This is a genomic window from Variovorax sp. 05T418 (assembly GCF_056396385.1).
Map to the genome: position 1 here is coordinate 68,715 of NZ_JBFTLJ010000005.1, position 18,064 is coordinate 86,778.

Below are 18,064 nucleotides of genomic sequence, written 5' to 3' on the forward strand. Positions count from 1 at the left end.
AGTGTGCAAATGGGAAGCAGCACTATATGGGCTTCGGATAGTCTTGTGCGCTTCACGGGCAGCGCCTGTGGCGCCCGGGCCGCAATCGTTTGCCTTCCCGCTGCGGGACGGGCATTTTCCCGGCCTCGGCCGAAGCCCGGGCGAAGCCGTGTATACCTACGGCCATGCAACAACTGCCCTGGCTCGAACCCGGCGACGCACTGCCCGACCCCGCCTCCGCCTGGGGCGAGCACGATCCCGTACCCGGCCTGCTCGCCGCCGGCGGAGCGCTCGACGTCGACACCCTGGTGCACGCCTACGGCCGCTGCGTGTTCCCCTGGTTCAGCGAAGACCAGCCGATTCTCTGGTGGAGCCCCGATCCGCGCATGGTGCTGCAGGTGGCCGAATTCAAGCTCCACCGGTCGCTGCGCAAGACGCTGGCGCGGTTCACCCAGACCGCCGGCTGCGAGGTGCGCATCGACCATGACTTCGCCTCGGTCATCGCGGCCTGCTCGCAGTCGCCGCGCACCGGCCAATCGGGCACCTGGATCGTGCCGGACATGGTGCAGGCCTACATGGCGATGCACCGGGCCGGCCACGCGCACAGCGTGGAGACCTGGATCGACGGCCAGCTCGCGGGCGGCCTCTACTGCGTGGGGCTGGGGCGCGCGGTGTTCGGCGAATCGATGTTCACGCGCCGTCCGGACGCCTCCAAGATCGCGCTGGCCGCGCTGGTATGCCTGTGCCGCCGCTTCCAGGTGAAGATGATCGACTGCCAGCAGAACACCTCGCACCTGGCCAGCCTGGGCGCCCGCGAAATGTCGCGCAGCCGCTTCGTGGCGCACGTCGCCCGGGCCCGGGAACAACAGGGCCCACAGTGGCATTTCGAGCCCGTATACTGGGCAGAACTCCTTTCCGCGCGACCTTCCGGACCGACGTGACGCACCTCAAGGATCTTCCGCTTCACACGCTGCAGTTCTACGCGACGGCGCCCTATCCCTGCAGCTACCTGCCGGACCGCCAGGCCCGCTCGCAGGTGGCCACGCCCAGCCACCTGATCCACAACGACGCCTACTCCGACCTGGTGCTCAGCGGCTTCCGGCGCAGCGGCATGTTCACCTACCGGCCCTATTGCGACGGCTGCCGCGCCTGCATACCGCTGCGCGTGCTGGTCAACAGCTTCCAGCCCAGCCGCAGCCAGCGCCGCGCCGTGAAGCAGCACCAGAACCTGCTGGCGCGCGTGCTCAAGCTGTGCTTCGTGCCCGAGCACTACAAGCTCTACCTGCGCTACCAAACCGGCCGCCACGCCGGCGGCGGCATGGACCACGACAGCATCGACCAGTACACCCAGTTCCTGCTGCAAAGCCGCGTCAACTCCAGGCTGGTCGAATTCCGCGAGGCGCTGCCCGACGGCACGGCCGGCGCGCTCAAGATGGTGTCGATACTCGACGTGCTGAACGACGGTATCTCCGCGGTCTACACCTTCTACGAACCCGACAGCAGCGCCGGCTACGGCACCTACAGCGTGATGTGGCAGATCGAGCAGGCGCGCAAGCTCGGCCTGCCGCACGTCTATCTCGGCTACTGGATCGAAGGCAGCGCCAAGATGAACTACAAGGCGCGCTTTGCGCCGCACGAGCTGCTGATCGACGGACGCTGGCAAGCACCATCCGATTTCACAAGGTAAAATGGCGCCCGGTCCACACCGCATCGCGCCATGAGAAAAAACCAATCCGACGTTCCTGCCGTTCCAGTCATCCAGGTGATCGAGCGCATGTTCGCGCTGATCGACGTGCTCGCCTCCCGCGAGGAGGCCATTTCGCTGAAGGAAATCAGCGAGAAGACGGGCCTGCACCCCTCCACCACCCACCGCATCCTCAACGACCTGGCGGTCGGCCGCTTTGTCGACCGGCCCGAGGCCGGCAGCTACCGTCTCGGCATGCGGCTGCTGGAACTCGGCAACCTCGTCAAGGGCCGGCTCAACGTGCGCGACGCAGCCCTCGGGCCGATGCGCGAGCTGCACAAGCTCACCCAGCAGCCCGTCAACCTCAGCATGCGCCAGGGCGACGAGATCGTCTACATCGAGCGCTCTTACAGCGAGCGTTCGGGCATGCAGGTGGTGCGCGCCATCGGCGGGCGGGCCGCCCTGCACCTGACCTCCACCGGCAAGCTGTTCCTGGCGGCCGACGATCCGCAGCGCGTGCGCAGCTACGCCACGCGAACCGGCCTGGCCGGCCACACGCGCAACAGCATCACGCAGTTGCCCGCGCTCGAGCGCGAGCTGTCGAAGGCGCGCCAGTACGGCATTGCACGCGACAACGAGGAGCTCGAGCTGGGCGTGCGCTGCATGGCCGCCGGCATCTACGACGACCAGGGCAAACTGGTGGCGGGATTGTCGATTTCCGCACCCGCGGACCGGCTCGACGAAGGATGGCTGCCCAAGCTGCAGGCCACGGCCAACGAGATCTCGGGAGCGCTGGGCTACAAGGATGCCGCAGCGGCGGCGGCCGCGGGCCCTGCGGCAATCGGTGCCAGCAGCGCTTCAGGCCCCAGCGGGGGCTGATCGGCCGGCCCCGCCGGCGGTTCTCGACATGCCGCCCCTGTTCGGGGCGGCGGGTTCGATCAGCCGGCGACCTGGTAGGCCGCAGTGCTGCGCGATGCAGCCGGCGAGCCCGTCGAGGCGTGCGTGGCCTCGACCCAGCGGCGAACACGTTCCGCATCGGCAATGCGGCTGAACTTGCCGGCCGAATCCAGGAACACCATGATCAGCTTGCGCCCCGCCACCTTGGCCTGCATCACGAGGCACTGGCCGGCTTCGGAGATGTAGCCCGTCTTCTGCACGCCGATTTCCCAATCCGGACTCTTCACGAGACGGTTGGTGGTGTTGAACTGCAGCACGCGGTTGCCCACCTCGACCTGGTATTCAGGCGAGGTCGACAGCGAGCGCACCGTGGCGTCGGAATAGGCGGCATTGACGAGCAGCGCGAGATCCTGCGCGCTCGACTGGTTGCGGCTCGACAGGCCGGTGGGCTCCACGTAGCGCGTGTCCTTCATGCCGAGCATCTTCGCCTTGGCATTCATGATGCTCACGAAGGTTGCGAGGCCGCCGGGATAGGTGCGGCCCAGTGCATGCGCCGCACGGTTCTCGCTCGACATCAGGGCCAGGTGCAGGAGCTCGCCACGCGACAGCGTGGTGCCGACCGTCAGGCGCGAACGGCTGCCTTTTTCGGTGTCGACGTCGTCCTGCGTGATGGTGATCAGTTCGTCGTTGGGCAGATGCGCTTCGCTGATCAGGAGGCCGGTCATCAGCTTGGTGAGCGATGCGATCGGGAGCACCGCATGGTCGTTCTTGCTGAACAGCACTTCGTGCGTGTCCTGGTCGATCACCAGCGCAACGCTCGACTTCAGGTCGAGCGCGTCGTCGGTTCCGTGCAGGCCGGCCAGTTGCCCGAAGGACTGGCGCGCCGGCGTTTCGACGCGAACCACCGAGCGTCGCTGCACGGCAACCACGGTCTTGCCGTTCTTCTGGCGAATGGAAGCCACCACGTTGCGGCCGCCACGGACGACCTTCTCGCTTCTGTCGGCGACCTTGACGCCACGCGGCGCCTTGCCGGAGCGTTTGACTTCCACCGGCACCGGTCCTGCGGACTTCTTGGCCACGGAGGTCTTGGCTGCGGTTGTTTTTTCCTTCTTGGCGGCCTGTGCACCGGACAGCAAAAACGCCGTGGCGCAGAGCGCGACGGCGACGAATTTGACTGCGGGCAAGAACCGCTGGCTGGAAACTCGGCGGGGGCGGGTTTCGGGCATTAATAAATCTCCAGCGGCGAAATTGAGAACCGCAGTGTATCCAAATCAAAAAAGGCACGCAATATCAGTTACTTGCGTCCTGTTCTTCAATCGAATAACAAGAATCGCCTGTCACCTAACCTTGTGCCGCCACTTTCTCAGCTTGGCTCTGTAACTTGTTGAGCGCACTCAAATAAGCCTTTGCCGACGCGACCACGATGTCTGGATCTGCCCCGACACCGTTGACCACCCGCCCCGCATTTTGTAACCGAACTGTAACTTCTCCTTGGCTTTCTGTCGAGCCACTGATCGCATTCACCGAGTAAAGCACCATTTCGGCGCCGCTCTTGACATGCGATTCGATGGCCTTGAGAGAAGCATCGACCGGGCCATTGCCATCGGATTCACCAGTGACTTCCTTGCCCTGGACGGTGAAGACAACCTTGGCCTGGGGACGTTCACCGGTTTCACTGTGCTGCGAGAGCGAGACAAAAGCAAACTGTTCGTCAACGTTCGAGTGCTCTTCAGCGCTGACGAGCGCGAGGATGTCCTCGTCGAAAATTTCGGACTTGCGGTCCGCCAGTTCCTTGAAGCGCAAGAAGGCGGCGTTAATGTCGGCTTCGCTGGCCATGGTCACGCCCAGTTCCTGCAGCCGCTGCTTGAATGCATTGCGCCCGCTGAGCTTGCCCAGCACGATCTTGTTGGCGGCCCAGCCCACGTCCTCGGCCCGCATGATCTCGTAGGTGTCGCGGGCCTTGAGCACGCCGTCCTGGTGAATGCCCGAGGCGTGCGCGAAGGCGTTGGCGCCCACCACGGCCTTGTTGGGCTGCACCACGAAGCCGGTGGTCTGGCTCACCATGCGGCTCGCAGCCACGATGTGCGTGGTGTCGATGTTGAGGTCCAGTCCGAAGTAGTCCCTGCGCGTCTTGACCGCCATCACCACCTCTTCGAGCGAGCAGTTGCCCGCACGCTCGCCCAGGCCGTTGATCGTGCATTCGACCTGGCGCGCGCCGCCGATCTTCACGCCCGCCAGCGAGTTGGCCACGGCCATGCCAAGGTCGTTGTGGCAATGCACCGACCAGATCGCCTTGTCGCTATTGGGAACGCGCTCGCGCAGCATCTTGATGAAGTTGCCGTAGAGCTCGGGAATGGCGTAGCCCACGGTGTCGGGCACGTTGATGGTGGTGGCGCCCTCGTTGATCACGGTCTCCAGCACGCGGCAGAGAAAGTCGGGATCGCTGCGGTAGCCGTCCTCGGGGCTGAACTCCACGTCGGACACGAGGTTGCGCGCAAAGCGCACGGCAAGCTTCGCCTGCTCGTGCACTTCGTCGGGCGACATGCGCAGCTTCTTTTCCATGTGCAGCGGCGAAGTCGCGATGAAGGTGTGGATGCGCCCGCGCGCCGCGCCCTTGAGCGCCTCGGCGGCGCGCGAGATGTCGCGGTCGTTGGCGCGCGACAGGCCGCACACGGTCGATTCCTTGATGATGTCGGCGATCGCCTTGACGGCCTCGAAGTCGCCGTTCGAACTGGCTGGAAAGCCCGCTTCGATGACGTCGACCTTGAGCCGCTCGAGCTGCTTGGCGATGCGCATCTTCTCGTCGCGCGTCATCGAGGCGCCGGGCGACTGCTCGCCGTCGCGCAAGGTGGTGTCGAAAATAATGAGTTGGTCGGTCATCGTGGATCTCCTTGGTTCCTCTTGATCATTTCGCACCTTGCGCATACGGCGGGGGACGGCGTCAGGCGAGCTCAACCACCGATTGTGCGCTGTGCGCGCCGCGGGTCCGCGAGCGCTGCACGCCCGAGACAATGGCCTTCAGCGAAGCGGAGATCACGTTCGCGTCGATGCCCACGCCAAACAGCGTCTGCGCCTCGTCCACGCGCAGCTCGAGGTACGCCACCGACTTGGCATCGGCACCCGCGCCGATGGCGTGCTGGTGGTAGTCCATCACGCGCACGGTATGGCCCGTGGCCTTGCTCAGCGCCTGGGTGAAGGCGTCGATCGGCCCGTTGCCGCGGCCTTCGATGGCGCGGATCTCGCCGTCCCAGGGCAGGTCGCCGCGCAGCACCACCGAGGCGCTGGCGCCCTCGCCTTCTTCCTCGATCACGCGGTGCTGCAAAGAATGCGCGGCCTCGAGGCCGTATTCGCGCACGAACAGTTCCCAGAGGTCGGCGGCAGTGAGCTCTTTGCCGGCCACGTCCATCACGCGCTGCACGGTCTGCATGAATTCCATCTGCAGGCGGCGCGGCATCTCGAGGCCGTATTCGCTCTCGAGCAGGTAGGCCATGCCGCCCTTGCCCGACTGGCTGTTCACGCGAATCACGGCCTCGTAGCTGCGGCCCACGTCCTTCGGATCGATCGGCAGGTAGGGCATGTCCCAGATGTCGCCGTCCTTGCGCGCCGCGAAGGCCTTCTTGATCGCGTCCTGGTGCGAACCCGAGAACGAGGTGTAGACGAGATCGCCCACATACGGATGGCGCGGATGCACCGGGATCTGGTTGCAATGCTCGACCGTCGCGCGGATCTCGTCGATGTTCGAGAAATCGAGCTCGGGCGAAACGCCCTGGGTGTAGAGGTTGAGCGCGACGTTCACGAGGTCGAGATTGCCGGTGCGCTCGCCATTGCCGAACAGGCAGCCCTCGATGCGCTCGGCCCCCGCCATCAGCGCCAGTTCGCCGGCCGCCGTGCCGGTGCCGCGGTCGTTGTGCGGATGCACGCACAGCACGATCGAATCGCGGCGCGCGAGGTTGCGGTGCATCCACTCGATCATGTCGGCAAAGATGTTCGGCGTGGAATGCTCGACCGTGGTGGGCAGGTTGACGATGCACTTGCGCTCTGGCGTCGGCGCCCAGACTTCCGTCACCGCGTCGACCACGCGCTTGGAGAACACGACGTCGGTGCCCGAGAACATTTCGGGCGAATACTGGAAGGTCCACTGCGTGTTCGGCTGCTTCGCGGCAAACTCGTTGAACATGCGCGCATGGCTGCTCGCGAGTTCGACGATCTGGTCTTCGTCCATGCCGAGCACCACGCGCCGCATCACGGGAGCCACCGCGTTGTAGAGGTGGACGATGGCGCGCGGCGCGCCCTGCAGCGATTCGAAGGTGCGCGCAATGAGGTGGTCGCGCGCCTGCGTCAGCACCTGGATCGTCACGTCGTCGGGAATGCGGTCTTCCTCGATGAGCTTGCGCACGAAGTCGAATTCGATCTGCGAGGCAGAGGGAAAGCCGACTTCGATTTCCTTGAAGCCGATCGCCACCAGCGTCTCGAACATGCGCATCTTGCGCGCGATGTCCATCGGCTCGACCAGCGCCTGGTTGCCATCGCGCAGGTCGGTCGACAGCCAGATCGGGGCCTTGGTCAGCACGGCATCGGGCCAGGTGCGGTCCTTGAGGCCGATCGGGGCGAATGCGCGGTATTTGGCTTGAGGTTGCTTCAGCATGTCGATTTCTCTGTGATGGTTGGAATCAACCAGCAACCCCAAAAACAAACGGCCCGTTGCTGGTGCGAACGGGCCGTGGTGAGGGATTTGCGCGTGCGCTACCGTCTCCGCCCGTGAGGGAGGGCTAGTAGGGCCAGCAGCGAAATCTTGGTCATGAGGGTTGTGAATGTAGCACAAGCCGGCTTCAGTTATGCAAGCCCCGCTCGTCGGGCTCTTCGGTCGAGGTGCTGATCACGCTCGCCTGCTGCCCCTTGGCCTTGCGCCACGCGTAGACCACATAGCCGCTCAGGCCATAGGCCACGAAGAGGCCGAAAAGCACCGTGGGCGGATGGATGTTGATGACCGCGATGCCGAGCGCGATGAGCACGATCACCACGAAGGGCACGCTCTTTTTCATCTGGACGTCCTTGAAGCTGTAGAACGGCGCATTGGTGACCATGGAAAGTCCGGCGTAGAGCGTGAACGCGAAGGTGATCCACGTGATCTGCGTCCACGAGAGATACAGCACCTCGCCGCCGCGCTTGCCCCACTCGGTCATGAGCCAGATGAAGCCGGCCACGAGCGCCGCCGCCGCCGGGGACGGCAGCCCCTGGAACCAGCGCTTGTCGACCACGCCGGTATTGACGTTGAAGCGCGCCAGCCGCAGCGCCGCGCAGGCGCAGTAGACGAAGGCCGCGATCCAGCCCCAGCGGCCCAGTCCCTTGAGCGACCATTCGTAGGCGATGAGCGCAGGAGCGGCGCCGAACGACACCATGTCGGACAGCGAATCCATCTGCTCGCCGAACGCGCTTTGCGTGTTGGTCATGCGGGCCACGCGGCCGTCCAGGCTGTCGAGGATCATTGCGGCGAACACGCCGATCGCCGCGAGGTCGAAACGCGCATTCATCGCCATCACGATCGAATAGAAGCCCCCGAACAGCGCAGCGAGCGTGAACAGGTTCGGCAGTATGTAGATGCCCTTGCGGCGCTTGCGCGGCGGCACTTCGTCGGGAACCGTGTCGTCATGCATTGAATTTGCCTCCGTCCCTCGTGGGCACTGCGCGAACAGCTATCCATCCGATAGCTTCCTGGTCTGTAAATCGCATGGGTTCGCAGTGTAGTTCAGGGGGGATGGTCCGCCCCCTCATGAAAAAAGGCCACCCCGGCGGGTGGCCCTCGGAAAACGGGTGCCGCGGCACCCGCTTCATTGGCGGATCAGTTGCGGGTCTGGTCGACCAGCTTGTTCTTCTTGATCCACGGCATCATCGCGCGCAGCTTCTCGCCGACGACTTCGATCTGATGCTCGGAGTTCAGGCGGCGGCGGCTGATCAGCGTGGGAGCGCCGGCAGCGTTTTCCAGCACGAAGCTCTTGGCGTATTCGCCGGTCTGGATGTCCTTGAGCACTTGCTTCATGACCTTCTTGGTCTCTTCGGTCACGATGCGCGGGCCCGTGACGTACTCGCCGTATTCGGCGTTGTTCGAGATCGAGTAGTTCATGTTGGCGATGCCGCCTTCATAGATCAGGTCGACGATCAGCTTGAGCTCGTGCAGGCATTCGAAGTACGCCATTTCGGGCGCGTAGCCGGCTTCCACCAGCGTCTCGAAACCGGCCTTGATCAGCTCGACCGTGCCGCCGCACAGAACCGCCTGTTCGCCGAACAGGTCGGTCTCGGTTTCTTCGCGGAAGTTGGTCTCGATGATGCCGGCCTTGCCGCCGCCGTTGGCGGTGGCGTAGCTCAGCGCGAGGTCGCGCGCCTTGCCGCTCTTGTCCTGGTGCACAGCCACGAGGTGGGGCACGCCGCCGCCTTGCGTGTAGGTGCTGCGCACGGTGTGGCCGGGGGCCTTGGGAGCGACCATCCACACGTCGAGGTCGGCGCGCGGCTGCACGAAGCCGTAGTGCACGTTGAAGCCGTGCGCGAAGACCAGCGAAGCGCCTTCCTTGATGTTCGGTGCCACGTCGTTCTTGTAGACGCTGGCGATCTGCTCGTCGGGCAGCAGGATCATGACCACGTCGGCGGCCTTCACGGCGTCGGCCACTTCGGCGACCTTGAGGCCGGCCTTCTCGACCTTGGGCCAGGAGGCGCCGCCCTTGCGCAGGCCGACCACGACCTTGACGCCGCTGTCGTTCAGGTTCTGCGCATGCGCATGGCCTTGCGAGCCGTAACCGATGATTGCGACCGTCTTGCCCTTGATGAGGCTGAGGTCGGCGTCCTTGTCGTAGTAAACCTTCATGATGCGTCTTTCCTATTTAATCTCTGGCACCCCCTGCGCAGGGGTGCGTTCACTCACAGTTGGCCGGAGGGATTCCGGTCCTTCATTTGCTGGTTGATGGACACGAGGTTGTCGTGAATGCGGAACAGCAGGATCAGCAATTCGCTGTAGACGCGAACCATGATCGCGCCAAAAATCAGGATCGCGAAGCCGGTAAGAATGCCTCTGAAGCCGCCGCTGAAGAGCGCGCCCACGCCGGAAATCAATACCACCAGCAATCCCAGGAAATACAGTATCCGGATGACGATCGGGGTGACCATCTTCTCGAAGCCCAGCAAGTCTTGCATTACCTTCTCCTCGTGCCTTGGTTTAGAACAGTGGAACTGAGGGGATCTTCACCCCCTACACGCGCAGGATGCGCTCGCCGCGCCCGATGCCGCTGGCACCGGTGCGGACAGTCTCGAGGATAGCGCTACGGTCGATCGCTTCCAGGAAAGCGTCGTTCTTGCCGTGGTCGCCGGTGAGTTCGATGGTGTAGCTCTTGTCCGTGACGTCGATGATGCGGCCGCGGAAGATCTCGGCCATGCGCATCATTTCCTCGCGCTCCTTGCCGACTGCGCGCACCTTCACCATCATGAGCTCGCGCTCCGTATACGCGCCTTCGGTCAGGTCGACGACCTTCACCACTTCGATCAGCCGGTTGAGATGCTTGGTGATCTGTTCGATCACGTCGTCGGAGCCGGCGGTGACGATGGTCATGCGCGAGAGGCTCGCGTCCTCGGTCGGCGCGACGGTCAGCGATTCGATGTTGTAGCCGCGGGCCGAGAACAGGCCCACCACGCGGGAAAGAGCACCCGGCTCGTTTTCCAGCAGCACTGCAATGATGTGTTTCATGTTTGCGTGACTCCTCTTTTCGCCTGCGCGGAAGCTTTCGCTTTCGCCGCCCTCCCCCGCGCACGGTAATGCGCAGGCTCGGCGGGCAATAGATTCGTCAGTAAAGGGTTAAAAGCAAATGCGCCGCAGACCGGTCAGAGGTCTTCGGAGCCCAGCAGCATCTCGGTGATGCCCATGCCGGCCTTGACCATCGGGAACACGTTCTCGGTGGGGTCGGTGCGGAAGTCCATGAACACCGTGCGGTCCTTGAGCTTGCGTGCTTCGCGCAGCGCCGGCTCCACGTCCTGTGGACGTTCGATCAGCATGCCGACGTGCCCGTAGGCCTCGGCCAGCTTCACGAAATTGGGCAGCGCATCCATGTAGCTGTGGCTATAGCGGCCGGAGTATTCGATCTCCTGCCACTGGCGCACCATGCCCAGGTAGCGGTTGTTGAGCGAGCAGATCTTGATCGGCGTGTTGTACTGCAGGCAGGTGGAGAGCTCCTGGATGCACATCTGCACCGAGCCTTCGCCGGTGATGGTGAACACTTCCGAATCGGGCTTGGCGAGCTTGATGCCCATGGCGTACGGAATGCCCACGCCCATGGTGCCCAGGCCACCCGAATTGATCCAGCGGCGCGGCTCGTCGAAGCGGTAGTACTGCGCCGCCCACATCTGGTGCTGGCCCACGTCCGAGGTGATGTACGCGTCGGCGTCCTTGGTCATGTTCCAGAGCGTTTCGACCACGTACTGCGGCTTGATCACGTCCTTGTTGCCGCGGTCGTACTTGAGGCAGTCGCGCGAGCGCCAGGCCTCGATGGTCTTCCACCAGTCGGCCAGCGCGCCGGCGTCGGGCTTGGTGGTGCTCTCGCGGATCATCGAGATCAGCTCGGTGAGCACGTCCTTCACGTCGCCGACGATCGGGATGTCGACCTTCACGCGCTTGGAGATGCTCGACGGATCGATGTCGACGTGGATGATCTTGCGTTCGTTCGTCGCGAAGTGCTTGGGATTGCCGATCACGCGGTCATCGAAGCGCGCGCCCACGGCCAGCAGCACGTCGCAGTTCTGCATGGCGTTGTTGGCTTCGATGGTGCCGTGCATGCCCAGCATGCCCAGGAACTTGCGGTCGCTCGCCGGATAGGCGCCCAGGCCCATCAGCGTATTGGTGACCGGGTAGCCGAGCATGTCGACCAGCGTGCGCAGTTCGTTGCAGGCGTTGCCCAGCAGCACGCCGCCGCCCGTGTAGATGTAGGGGCGCTTGGCGTTCAGCAGCAGCTGCAGCGCCTTGCGGATCTGACCGCCGTGGCCCTTGCGCACCGGGTTGTACGAGCGCATCTCGACCTTGTCGGGATAGCCGGCATACGGGGTCTTCTTGAAGGAAACGTCCTTGGGCACGTCCACCACCACCGGGCCGGGGCGGCCGCTGCGTGCGATGTGGAAGGCCTTTTTCATCGTCATGGCCAGATCCTTCGGATCCTTGACGAGGAAGTTGTGCTTCACGATGGGGCGGGTGATGCCCACGGTGTCGCATTCCTGGAAGGCGTCCAGGCCGATGGCGGCGGTGGGTACCTGGCCCGAGATGATCACCATCGGGATCGAGTCCATGTACGCCGTGGCGATGCCGGTGACGGCATTCGTGAGGCCGGGGCCCGAGGTAACCAGCGCCACGCCGACCTCGCCGGTGGCGCGCGCATAGCCGTCGGCCGCGTGGACGGCTGCCTGCTCGTGGCGCACCAGCACGTGCTGGATGGTGTCCTGCTTGTAGAACGCGTCGTAGATGTACAGAACCGCGCCGCCGGGATAGCCCCAGATGTACTGGACGCCTTCGGCCTGCAGTGCCTTGACCAGCACTTCAGCGCCCATGAGTTCTTGCGTTGGGTTGCCGGCGCCAGAGGACGCGGCTGCTGCGGAAGCGAGTTCCGCCTTCGAGATTTCCATGATCAACCTTTGGAGTTTTTTCGGGAACGAAAAACCTTGGGTGCCCCTTGCCAGCCCTTGTGGGGCCGCGCCAGGACTTGAGGCCAAAGCCATGAGCGGACTGATGTTCCGCCGGACCTTGACCCGTTTGCCTTTTGACTTGCAGCGCGGATTATGACATTGATGAGCCAGCCGCCGCGCAAAAAACCCGGTGAAAAGGCACCGGGGCATAATCCGCGGCAGAAAAACATAAGCGCTTCCCGACATCCATTCCCCACGCGGCGCCCCCCGGCGCCCCCTCTCGCTTGGCCACTGAACAAGAACTTTCCGACTTTCTGAAGAGCGTCGAACGGCGCGCTTTCAAGCGCTCGGTCTACCACGTGCGGGACGAGGAAGCCGCGCTCGACATCGTGCAGGACAGCATGATGAAGCTGGCGCAGCACTACGGCGACAAGCCGCCGGAAGAGCTGCCGATGCTGTTCCAGCGCATTCTTTCGAATTGCACCCTCGACTGGTTCCGCCGTCAGAAGACCCGCCGCGCCCTGTTCTCCAACCTCGGCGACTTCGAATCTGCCGGAGACGACGGAGATTTCGATCTGCTGGAGAACTTCGTCTCGCCAACCGACTCCAGAGAAACGGAGAGTGCCGAGGACACGACCCGCCGCGCCCAGATCTTCCACGAGATCGAAGAACAGATCGCGGCTTTGCCAGGTCGTCAACGCGAGGCTTTCCTGATGCGTTACTGGGAAGAAATGGATGTGGCGGAGACGGCCGCTGCAATGGGCTGCTCCGAAGGCAGCGTCAAAACCCATTGTTCGCGGGCCGTGCACGCCCTGAGCAAGGCGCTCAAAGCCAAGGGAATTTCGCTATGAACACTAAGGTTCCAACCTCTTCTTTTGCTGCCGAGGATCAATTCGGCCGGCGCATCGCTGCGCGGCTGTCCGAGGGCAACCAGGAGCTACCGCACGACATCGGCGAGCGGCTGCGGGTCGCGCGCGCGCAAGCCGTCGCCATGCGCAAGCAGGCACCCCAGCTGCGGGCGGCCTCGACGGTCATGCAGTCCGGCCATGTGGCAACGATGGGCGGCGGCTGGTGGACCCGCATCGGCTCGGTGGTGCCCCTGCTTGCACTGGCTGCAGGGCTGATCACCATCAGCGTGATGCAGGACGAGGACCGGGCGAGCGAATTGGCCGAAGTCGATTCCGCCCTGCTGACGGACGATCTTCCCCCTGCCGCCTACACCGACCCTGGTTTTGCCCAGTTTCTCAAGGTCAAGGCGGATGGCGCTTCCGACTGAGTCATTTCTCTGTTGAACGAATGCGACGCCCTCCCGTTTCCCGCACCGATACGCCTCGCCCGCTGCGCCCGCCAACGTCGGGCGCTGTCATTTGGGCGGGTGTCCTTGCCGCCGCGTTGTTCGGCCTGACGCTCGCCAGCGCCCAGACGCATTCGGAGCAGCCGCTCAAATCCGCCGGCAGCGGCGCACAGGCGGCGGGTTCGCCGCCATCCGCCTCGAAAACCGCCCCGGCCACCCGGCCGTACTGGAGCGAACTCAGCGCGAAGCAGCAGCAGGCGCTGCGGCCGCTCGCGCCGCACTGGCACGCCCTGAACCCGGGGCACAAGCGCAAATGGCTGGCACTGTCACGCAACTACGCGAACATGTCGGCCGATGACCAAGCCACCTTGCACAGCCGAATGATCGAATGGGCCGCCCTGAGCAATCAGCAGCGGGCCCAGGCGCGCCTCAACTTTGCCGAGGTGAAACGCGTCCCTGCCGACGAACGCAAGGCCAAGTGGGAGGAGTACCAGGCCCTGAGCGAGGAAGAAAAGCGCCGGCTGGCGGAGCGCGCGCCCGCCAAGCCGCGCGGCGCTGCCATTCCGGTGCGCCCGGTTCCTGCGCAGAAGCTGGTGACGGTGCCGGCCGTGACGCCGGCGGGGCAGCACACCCCCCGCATCATGCTGGCCCCGCCTGCCGCTTCCGTGCCAGCCACGGTGCCCGCCGCCATCATGGTGGCGTCCCCGCCGGAACGCATCCCGTCCGCCGTCTCCGCGCCCTCCCCATCCGCCACCATGTCGCAGCCGACTCCGGCCGAGGCCCAGGTACCCATGCCATCATCGGCGGCCGCCCCGGTTTCGCCGCCATCGTCGCCATCACCGTCCGCCTCCAACCCTGCAGGCCGTGGCGCCGAGCAGCCCTTGCCCCCCTGATTCCCAAGGTTTCGATGGCTTCAAATTCTTCCGAGTTCTCGGAATCGAATCCCTCTTCATCGCTCGCAGATACCCCCTCCAGCGCTCCTCTTCTGATAGTGCCCGGCCTGTGGCGGCGAATGGCATGCTGGCTGTATGAAGGCATGCTGCTGTTCGCCGTGGTGTTCGTTGCGGGCTGGCTGTTCAGCACGCTCGGCCAGATGCGGGACGCCATGGATTCCCGCCGGCACCTGCTCCAGGCCTTCCTGTTCGTGGTGTTCGGCGTCTATTTCGTCTGGTTCTGGACCCGGGGCCAGACGCTGGCCATGAAGACCTGGAACATCCGCATCGTCGATGCGCACGGACGCCCGCTCACCCAGGCCCGCGCGCTCCTGCGCTACCTGCTCAGCTGGATCTGGTTCCTGCCGCCGCTGGCCGCCATCGCGCCTTTCAAGCTTTCGGGCGGAGAATCCACGGTGCTGATCTTCGGATGGGTCGCCGTCTGGGCATTGCTGGCGCGCTTTCACCCCGAGCGCCAGTTCTGGCACGACGCCTGGGCCGGTACGCGGCTCATAACCTCCAAGCCGATGAGCCGCCGATGAGTGCCCTGCCCAAGCTTCCCGACCCCGCCGTGAACCCGCAAAAGGCCCGCAAGGGCCTCGAGCGCGTGTGGCATGCCACCCTGATCTCGCTGCACGGCCTTCGCGCGGGCTGGAGCGAGCCGGCGTTCCGCCAGGAAGCCATCATGGCCGTCGTGATGATCCCGGCGGCCTTCTGGCTCGGCCGCAGCTGGGTCGAAGTGGCCCTGCTCGCCGGCAGCGCCATCCTCGTGATGATCGTCGAGCTGCTCAACACCGCAGTCGAAGCCGCCATCGACCGCATCGGCCCCGAATGGCACGACCTCTCCAAGCGCGCCAAGGACATGGGCAGCGCCGCCGTGCTGCTGTCGCTCACCCTGTGCGGCGGCATCTGGCTGGCGGCGCTGTGGCATCGCTTCGCGTCATGAAGATGCCCGCCGCACGAGGCATGATGGCGGCATGAATCCTGAATTTTCGATCTGTGTGTATTGCGGTTCGCGACCCGGCGAGCGAGTCGAGTTTTCCAAGGCCGCGGAAGCGGTCGGCCAGTGGATCGGCGCGCACCGCGGCCAGCTGGTCTACGGCGGCGGACGCACCGGCCTGATGGGCACGGTGGCCGAGGCCACCCGCAACGCCGGCGGCCGCGTGGTCGGCATCATTCCCAAGGCGCTGGTCGACCGGGAACTGGCCAATCCCCTGTGCGACGAGCTCCACGTGGTCGACACCATGCACGAGCGCAAGGCCATGATGGGCGAGCGCGCCGACGCCTTCGTCGCGCTGCCGGGCGGCATTGGCACCTTCGAGGAACTTTTCGAGATCTGGACCTGGCGCCAGCTCGGCTACCACGACAAGCCCACCGGCATCCTCAATACCGCCGGCTACTACGACGGCCTGCTGGGCTTCCTGGCGCACAGCGTGCGCGAGGGCTTCATGGGCGATTGGCAGATGGAACTGATCCGCACCGGCACCAACCCCACCGAACTGCTCAGCGCGCTGCGCGCCGAGGTGCCCCTGCACCCCCGCAACGACCGGCTGGCCGAAAACCTGTAGCGCGCTTCCCGGAGCGGGCCTTTTTCAGACGGCGTTCTCGTTTTCCTCGCCGGTGCGGATGCGCACGATGCGCTCCACGCCGGTGACGAAGATCTTTCCGTCGCCGATCTTGCCGGTGCGCGCGGAATTGACGATGGCTTCGATGCAGCGCTCCACGTCGCCTTCGTTGACGACCACTTCCACCTTCATCTTCGGCAGGAAGTCGACCACGTATTCCGCACCACGATAGAGCTCGGTGTGCCCCTTCTGGCGTCCGAAGCCCTTGACCTCGGTCACTGTGAGGCCGGTAACGCCCACCTCAGCCAGGGCTTCGCGTACGTCCTCGAGCTTGAAGGGTTTGACGATGGCGGTGATCTGCTTCATGGTTTTTGCGCTCCGGCGGTTTCGTTGAACTTGCTGGTGATAGGGTAACGCCAATCCTTGCCGAAACTCCGGTGGGTCACCCGAATGCCCACAGGCGCCTGGCGCCGCTTGTATTCATTGATCTTGATGAGCCGCGCAACCCGCTCGACCACCGCGCGCTCGTAGCCGGCGGCGATGATCTCGTCGATGCCCTCGTCGTCCTGCATGTAGCGTGCCAGGATGCCGTCGAGGATGTCGTAGGGCGGCAGGCTGTCCTGGTCGGTCTGGTCAGGCCGCAGCTCGGCGCTCGGGGGCCGCGTGATGATCCGGTCGGGAATCGGCGAGGCGCCGGTGCCGTACGGGTCGTGCGCATTGCGCCAGCGGGCCAGCGCGAACACCGTGGTCTTCAGCAGGTCCTTGATGACCGCGAAGCCGCCCGCCATGTCGCCATAGAGCGTGCAGTAGCCGGTGGCCATCTCGCTCTTGTTGCCGGTGGTGAGAACGATCGAGCCGAACTTGTTCGACAGCGCCATCAGCAGCGTGCCGCGGATGCGGGCCTGGATGTTCTCCTCCGCCGTGTCCTCGGGCAGGCCCTTGAACTCATCAGCGAGTGCGCCCTTGAACGACTCGAAGGTGTGCTTGATCGAGATCTCGTCGTAGCGCACGCCCAGGCGGGTGGCCATTTCGCGCGCGTCGATCCAGCTGATGTCGGCGGTGTAGGGCGAAGGCATCATGACGGCGCGCACCTTGTCCTTGCCGAGTGCATCGACCGCGATGGCAAGCACCAATGCGGAGTCGATGCCGCCCGAGAGCCCCAGGATGGCGCCAGGAAAGCCGTTCTTGCCGATGTAGTCGCGCACGCCCAGTACCAGTGCATCCCACAGCTGGGCTTCCGCTTCGCGCGGCGCAGCGATGGCCGAAGGCGCCGCCACCACTTCCACGCCCTGGGGCGAGCGCTCCATCTGCATGAAGACCAGGCTCTCCTTGAAACTCTCGGCCTGCATGGCCAGCGCGCCATCGGCCTGCAGCGCAAAGGAGGCGCCATCGAAGACCACTTCGTCCTGCCCGCCCACCAGGTGCGCATAGACCAGCGGCAGCCCGACGGCGCGCGCCCGGTCGGCCATCCGCGCCACGCGCTCGCCTTCCTTGCCGACGTGGTACGGCGACGCGTTGATGACGGCCAGCACTTCGGCACCCGCCGCGCGGGCCAGTTCGGCCGGTTCGTCGAACCAGGCGTCCTCGCAGATCAGCACGCCCACCGAGACGCCGCCGGCCTCGAACACGCAGGTGCCCTGCCCCGGCGTGAAATAGCGGCGCTCGTCGAACACCTGGTAATTCGGCAGCTCGCGCTTGGCGTAGGTTTCGAGGATGCGGCCTTCCTTGATCACGCTGGCGGCGTTGTAGCGCATCTGCACTGCCACCGAGCGGCTGCGCAGGCTGCCGCCGGTCGGATGCCCCACCACCACGACCATGTCTTTGAGATCGGCCAGTGCGGCGGCAATGCCTTTCACGGCATCATCGCAAGCTTCGGTGAAGGCGGGACGCAGGAAAAGATCCTCTGCCGCATAGCCGGCGATCGAGAGTTCGGGCGTCAGCAGAAGGCGTGCACCTTGGGCGTGGGCCTGGCGCGCGGCATCGACGATTTTCCTGGCGTTGCCGGCGAGGTCGCCCACCACAAAATTGAGTTGCGCGATGGCGAGCTTGAGCGTCATACGGAAGG

The 18,064-nt window shown here is 64.8% G+C and carries 19 protein-coding genes; 9 read left to right on the forward strand and 10 right to left on the reverse strand.

Annotated features, from left to right (window positions below; genetic code table 11):
* Window positions 1-164 precede the first annotated feature (164 nt).
* The 3 genes from aat to AC1DMS_RS12425 are packed head-to-tail and all read left to right on the forward strand — an operon-like array spanning window position 165 to window position 2,542.
* Complete coding sequence (gene aat, locus AC1DMS_RS12415; protein ID WP_012747488.1) at window positions 165-920, forward strand: leucyl/phenylalanyl-tRNA--protein transferase; 756 nt, start codon at window positions 165-167, stop codon at window positions 918-920.
* Entirely contained in the window at window positions 917-1,666 is a 750-nt protein-coding gene (locus tag AC1DMS_RS12420; protein ID WP_012747487.1) for an arginyltransferase, read from the forward strand. The genes aat and AC1DMS_RS12420 overlap by 4 nt, the downstream gene beginning before the upstream one ends.
* A 30-nt stretch (window positions 1,667-1,696) precedes the next feature.
* Window positions 1,697-2,542, forward strand: coding sequence for an IclR family transcriptional regulator (locus AC1DMS_RS12425; protein ID WP_012747486.1), 846 nt, complete (start codon window positions 1,697-1,699; stop codon window positions 2,540-2,542).
* Window positions 2,543-2,601: 59 nt separating this feature from the next.
* On the opposite strand, the gene AC1DMS_RS12430 is transcribed toward AC1DMS_RS12425, so the two are convergent.
* From AC1DMS_RS12430 to AC1DMS_RS12465, 8 genes are all read right to left on the reverse strand, one after another.
* Window positions 2,602-3,786, reverse strand: coding sequence for a serine hydrolase (locus AC1DMS_RS12430; protein ID WP_012747485.1), 1,185 nt, complete (start codon window positions 3,784-3,786; stop codon window positions 2,602-2,604).
* A gap of 115 nt (window positions 3,787-3,901) precedes the next feature.
* On the reverse strand, window positions 3,902-5,440 hold the full coding sequence (locus AC1DMS_RS12435) for a 2-isopropylmalate synthase (protein ID WP_012747484.1): 1,539 nt from the start codon (window positions 5,438-5,440) through the stop codon (window positions 3,902-3,904).
* Between the two features lie 61 nt (window positions 5,441-5,501).
* The gene (leuA, locus tag AC1DMS_RS12440; protein WP_012747483.1) at window positions 5,502-7,205 is read right to left on the reverse strand and encodes a 2-isopropylmalate synthase; all 1,704 of its coding nucleotides are present in this window, start codon (window positions 7,203-7,205) and stop codon (window positions 5,502-5,504) included.
* A 184-nt stretch (window positions 7,206-7,389) separates the two neighbouring features.
* Window positions 7,390-8,214 carry a CDP-diacylglycerol--serine O-phosphatidyltransferase gene (gene pssA / locus AC1DMS_RS12445; protein WP_012747482.1) on the reverse strand — a complete coding sequence of 275 codons (825 nt, stop codon included), beginning with the start codon at window positions 8,212-8,214 and terminating at the stop codon, window positions 7,390-7,392.
* Window positions 8,215-8,399: 185 nt separating this feature from the next.
* On the reverse strand, window positions 8,400-9,416 hold the full coding sequence (gene ilvC, locus AC1DMS_RS12450) for a ketol-acid reductoisomerase (RefSeq protein ID WP_012747481.1): 1,017 nt from the start codon (window positions 9,414-9,416) through the stop codon (window positions 8,400-8,402).
* A gap of 53 nt (window positions 9,417-9,469) precedes the next feature.
* Complete coding sequence (locus AC1DMS_RS12455) at window positions 9,470-9,742, reverse strand: DUF4282 domain-containing protein (RefSeq protein ID WP_012747480.1); 273 nt, start codon at window positions 9,740-9,742, stop codon at window positions 9,470-9,472.
* A 55-nt stretch (window positions 9,743-9,797) separates the two neighbouring features.
* A complete protein-coding gene (ilvN, locus tag AC1DMS_RS12460; RefSeq protein ID WP_012747479.1) occupies window positions 9,798-10,289 on the reverse strand; it encodes an acetolactate synthase small subunit in 492 nt (163 codons plus the stop codon).
* 134 nt (window positions 10,290-10,423) lie between these two features.
* Window positions 10,424-12,208 (reverse strand): acetolactate synthase 3 catalytic subunit, encoded by a 1,785-nt coding sequence (locus AC1DMS_RS12465; protein ID WP_012747478.1) that lies wholly within the window; start codon window positions 12,206-12,208, stop codon window positions 10,424-10,426.
* A gap of 284 nt (window positions 12,209-12,492) precedes the next feature.
* On the opposite strand from AC1DMS_RS12465, the gene AC1DMS_RS12470 reads away from it, so the two are divergent.
* From AC1DMS_RS12470 to AC1DMS_RS12495, 6 genes are read left to right on the forward strand one after another with little or no spacing between them, the layout of a single operon-like run.
* Window positions 12,493-13,059 carry an RNA polymerase sigma factor gene (locus AC1DMS_RS12470; protein WP_012747477.1) on the forward strand — a complete coding sequence of 189 codons (567 nt, stop codon included), beginning with the start codon at window positions 12,493-12,495 and terminating at the stop codon, window positions 13,057-13,059.
* Window positions 13,056-13,484 (forward strand): DUF3619 family protein, encoded by a 429-nt coding sequence (locus tag AC1DMS_RS12475; RefSeq protein ID WP_012747476.1) that lies wholly within the window; start codon window positions 13,056-13,058, stop codon window positions 13,482-13,484. Before AC1DMS_RS12470 ends, AC1DMS_RS12475 begins: the two co-directional genes overlap by 4 nt.
* A gap of 20 nt (window positions 13,485-13,504) precedes the next feature.
* On the forward strand, window positions 13,505-14,395 hold the full coding sequence (locus AC1DMS_RS12480; RefSeq protein WP_012747475.1) for a DUF3106 domain-containing protein: 891 nt from the start codon (window positions 13,505-13,507) through the stop codon (window positions 14,393-14,395).
* Between the two features lie 14 nt (window positions 14,396-14,409).
* Window positions 14,410-14,976 (forward strand): RDD family protein, encoded by a 567-nt coding sequence (locus tag AC1DMS_RS12485; protein ID WP_026284176.1) that lies wholly within the window; start codon window positions 14,410-14,412, stop codon window positions 14,974-14,976.
* A complete protein-coding gene (locus tag AC1DMS_RS12490; RefSeq protein ID WP_012747473.1) occupies window positions 14,973-15,380 on the forward strand; it encodes a diacylglycerol kinase in 408 nt (135 codons plus the stop codon). The genes AC1DMS_RS12485 and AC1DMS_RS12490 overlap by 4 nt, the downstream gene beginning before the upstream one ends.
* A gap of 31 nt (window positions 15,381-15,411) precedes the next feature.
* Entirely contained in the window at window positions 15,412-16,002 is a 591-nt protein-coding gene (locus AC1DMS_RS12495) for an LOG family protein (RefSeq protein WP_012747472.1), read from the forward strand.
* Between the two features lie 24 nt (window positions 16,003-16,026).
* Here the strand turns inward: AC1DMS_RS12495 and AC1DMS_RS12500 are convergent, their stop codons facing one another.
* Both AC1DMS_RS12500 and AC1DMS_RS12505 read right to left on the reverse strand, forming a co-directional pair.
* On the reverse strand, window positions 16,027-16,365 hold the full coding sequence (locus tag AC1DMS_RS12500; protein WP_012747471.1) for a P-II family nitrogen regulator: 339 nt from the start codon (window positions 16,363-16,365) through the stop codon (window positions 16,027-16,029).
* Entirely contained in the window at window positions 16,362-18,056 is a 1,695-nt protein-coding gene (locus AC1DMS_RS12505; protein WP_012747470.1) for an NAD+ synthase, read from the reverse strand. The genes AC1DMS_RS12500 and AC1DMS_RS12505 overlap by 4 nt, the downstream gene beginning before the upstream one ends.
* Between the last annotated feature and the right edge of the window lie 8 nt (window positions 18,057-18,064).

Coding starts and splice junctions, on each gene's coding strand:
- AC1DMS_RS12500 (WP_012747471.1), bottom strand. CDS start 16,365: ATGAAGCAGATCACCGCCATCGTCAAACCCTTCAAGCTCGAGGACGTA.
- AC1DMS_RS12505 (WP_012747470.1), bottom strand. CDS start 18,056: ATGACGCTCAAGCTCGCCATCGCGCAACTCAATTTTGTGGTGGGCGAC.
- ilvN (WP_012747479.1), bottom strand. CDS start 10,289: ATGAAACACATCATTGCAGTGCTGCTGGAAAACGAGCCGGGTGCTCTT.
- AC1DMS_RS12495 (WP_012747472.1), top strand. CDS start 15,412: ATGAATCCTGAATTTTCGATCTGTGTGTATTGCGGTTCGCGACCCGGC.
- AC1DMS_RS12465 (WP_012747478.1), bottom strand. CDS start 12,208: ATGGAAATCTCGAAGGCGGAACTCGCTTCCGCAGCAGCCGCGTCCTCT.
- AC1DMS_RS12425 (WP_012747486.1), top strand. CDS start 1,697: ATGAGAAAAAACCAATCCGACGTTCCTGCCGTTCCAGTCATCCAGGTG.
- AC1DMS_RS12485 (WP_026284176.1), top strand. CDS start 14,410: ATGGCTTCAAATTCTTCCGAGTTCTCGGAATCGAATCCCTCTTCATCG.
- AC1DMS_RS12480 (WP_012747475.1), top strand. CDS start 13,505: ATGCGACGCCCTCCCGTTTCCCGCACCGATACGCCTCGCCCGCTGCGC.
- AC1DMS_RS12490 (WP_012747473.1), top strand. CDS start 14,973: ATGAGTGCCCTGCCCAAGCTTCCCGACCCCGCCGTGAACCCGCAAAAG.
- AC1DMS_RS12475 (WP_012747476.1), top strand. CDS start 13,056: ATGAACACTAAGGTTCCAACCTCTTCTTTTGCTGCCGAGGATCAATTC.
- aat (WP_012747488.1), top strand. CDS start 165: ATGCAACAACTGCCCTGGCTCGAACCCGGCGACGCACTGCCCGACCCC.
- pssA (WP_012747482.1), bottom strand. CDS start 8,214: ATGCATGACGACACGGTTCCCGACGAAGTGCCGCCGCGCAAGCGCCGC.
- AC1DMS_RS12435 (WP_012747484.1), bottom strand. CDS start 5,440: ATGACCGACCAACTCATTATTTTCGACACCACCTTGCGCGACGGCGAG.
- AC1DMS_RS12430 (WP_012747485.1), bottom strand. CDS start 3,786: ATGCCCGAAACCCGCCCCCGCCGAGTTTCCAGCCAGCGGTTCTTGCCC.
- AC1DMS_RS12455 (WP_012747480.1), bottom strand. CDS start 9,742: ATGCAAGACTTGCTGGGCTTCGAGAAGATGGTCACCCCGATCGTCATC.
- leuA (WP_012747483.1), bottom strand. CDS start 7,205: ATGCTGAAGCAACCTCAAGCCAAATACCGCGCATTCGCCCCGATCGGC.
- ilvC (WP_012747481.1), bottom strand. CDS start 9,416: ATGAAGGTTTACTACGACAAGGACGCCGACCTCAGCCTCATCAAGGGC.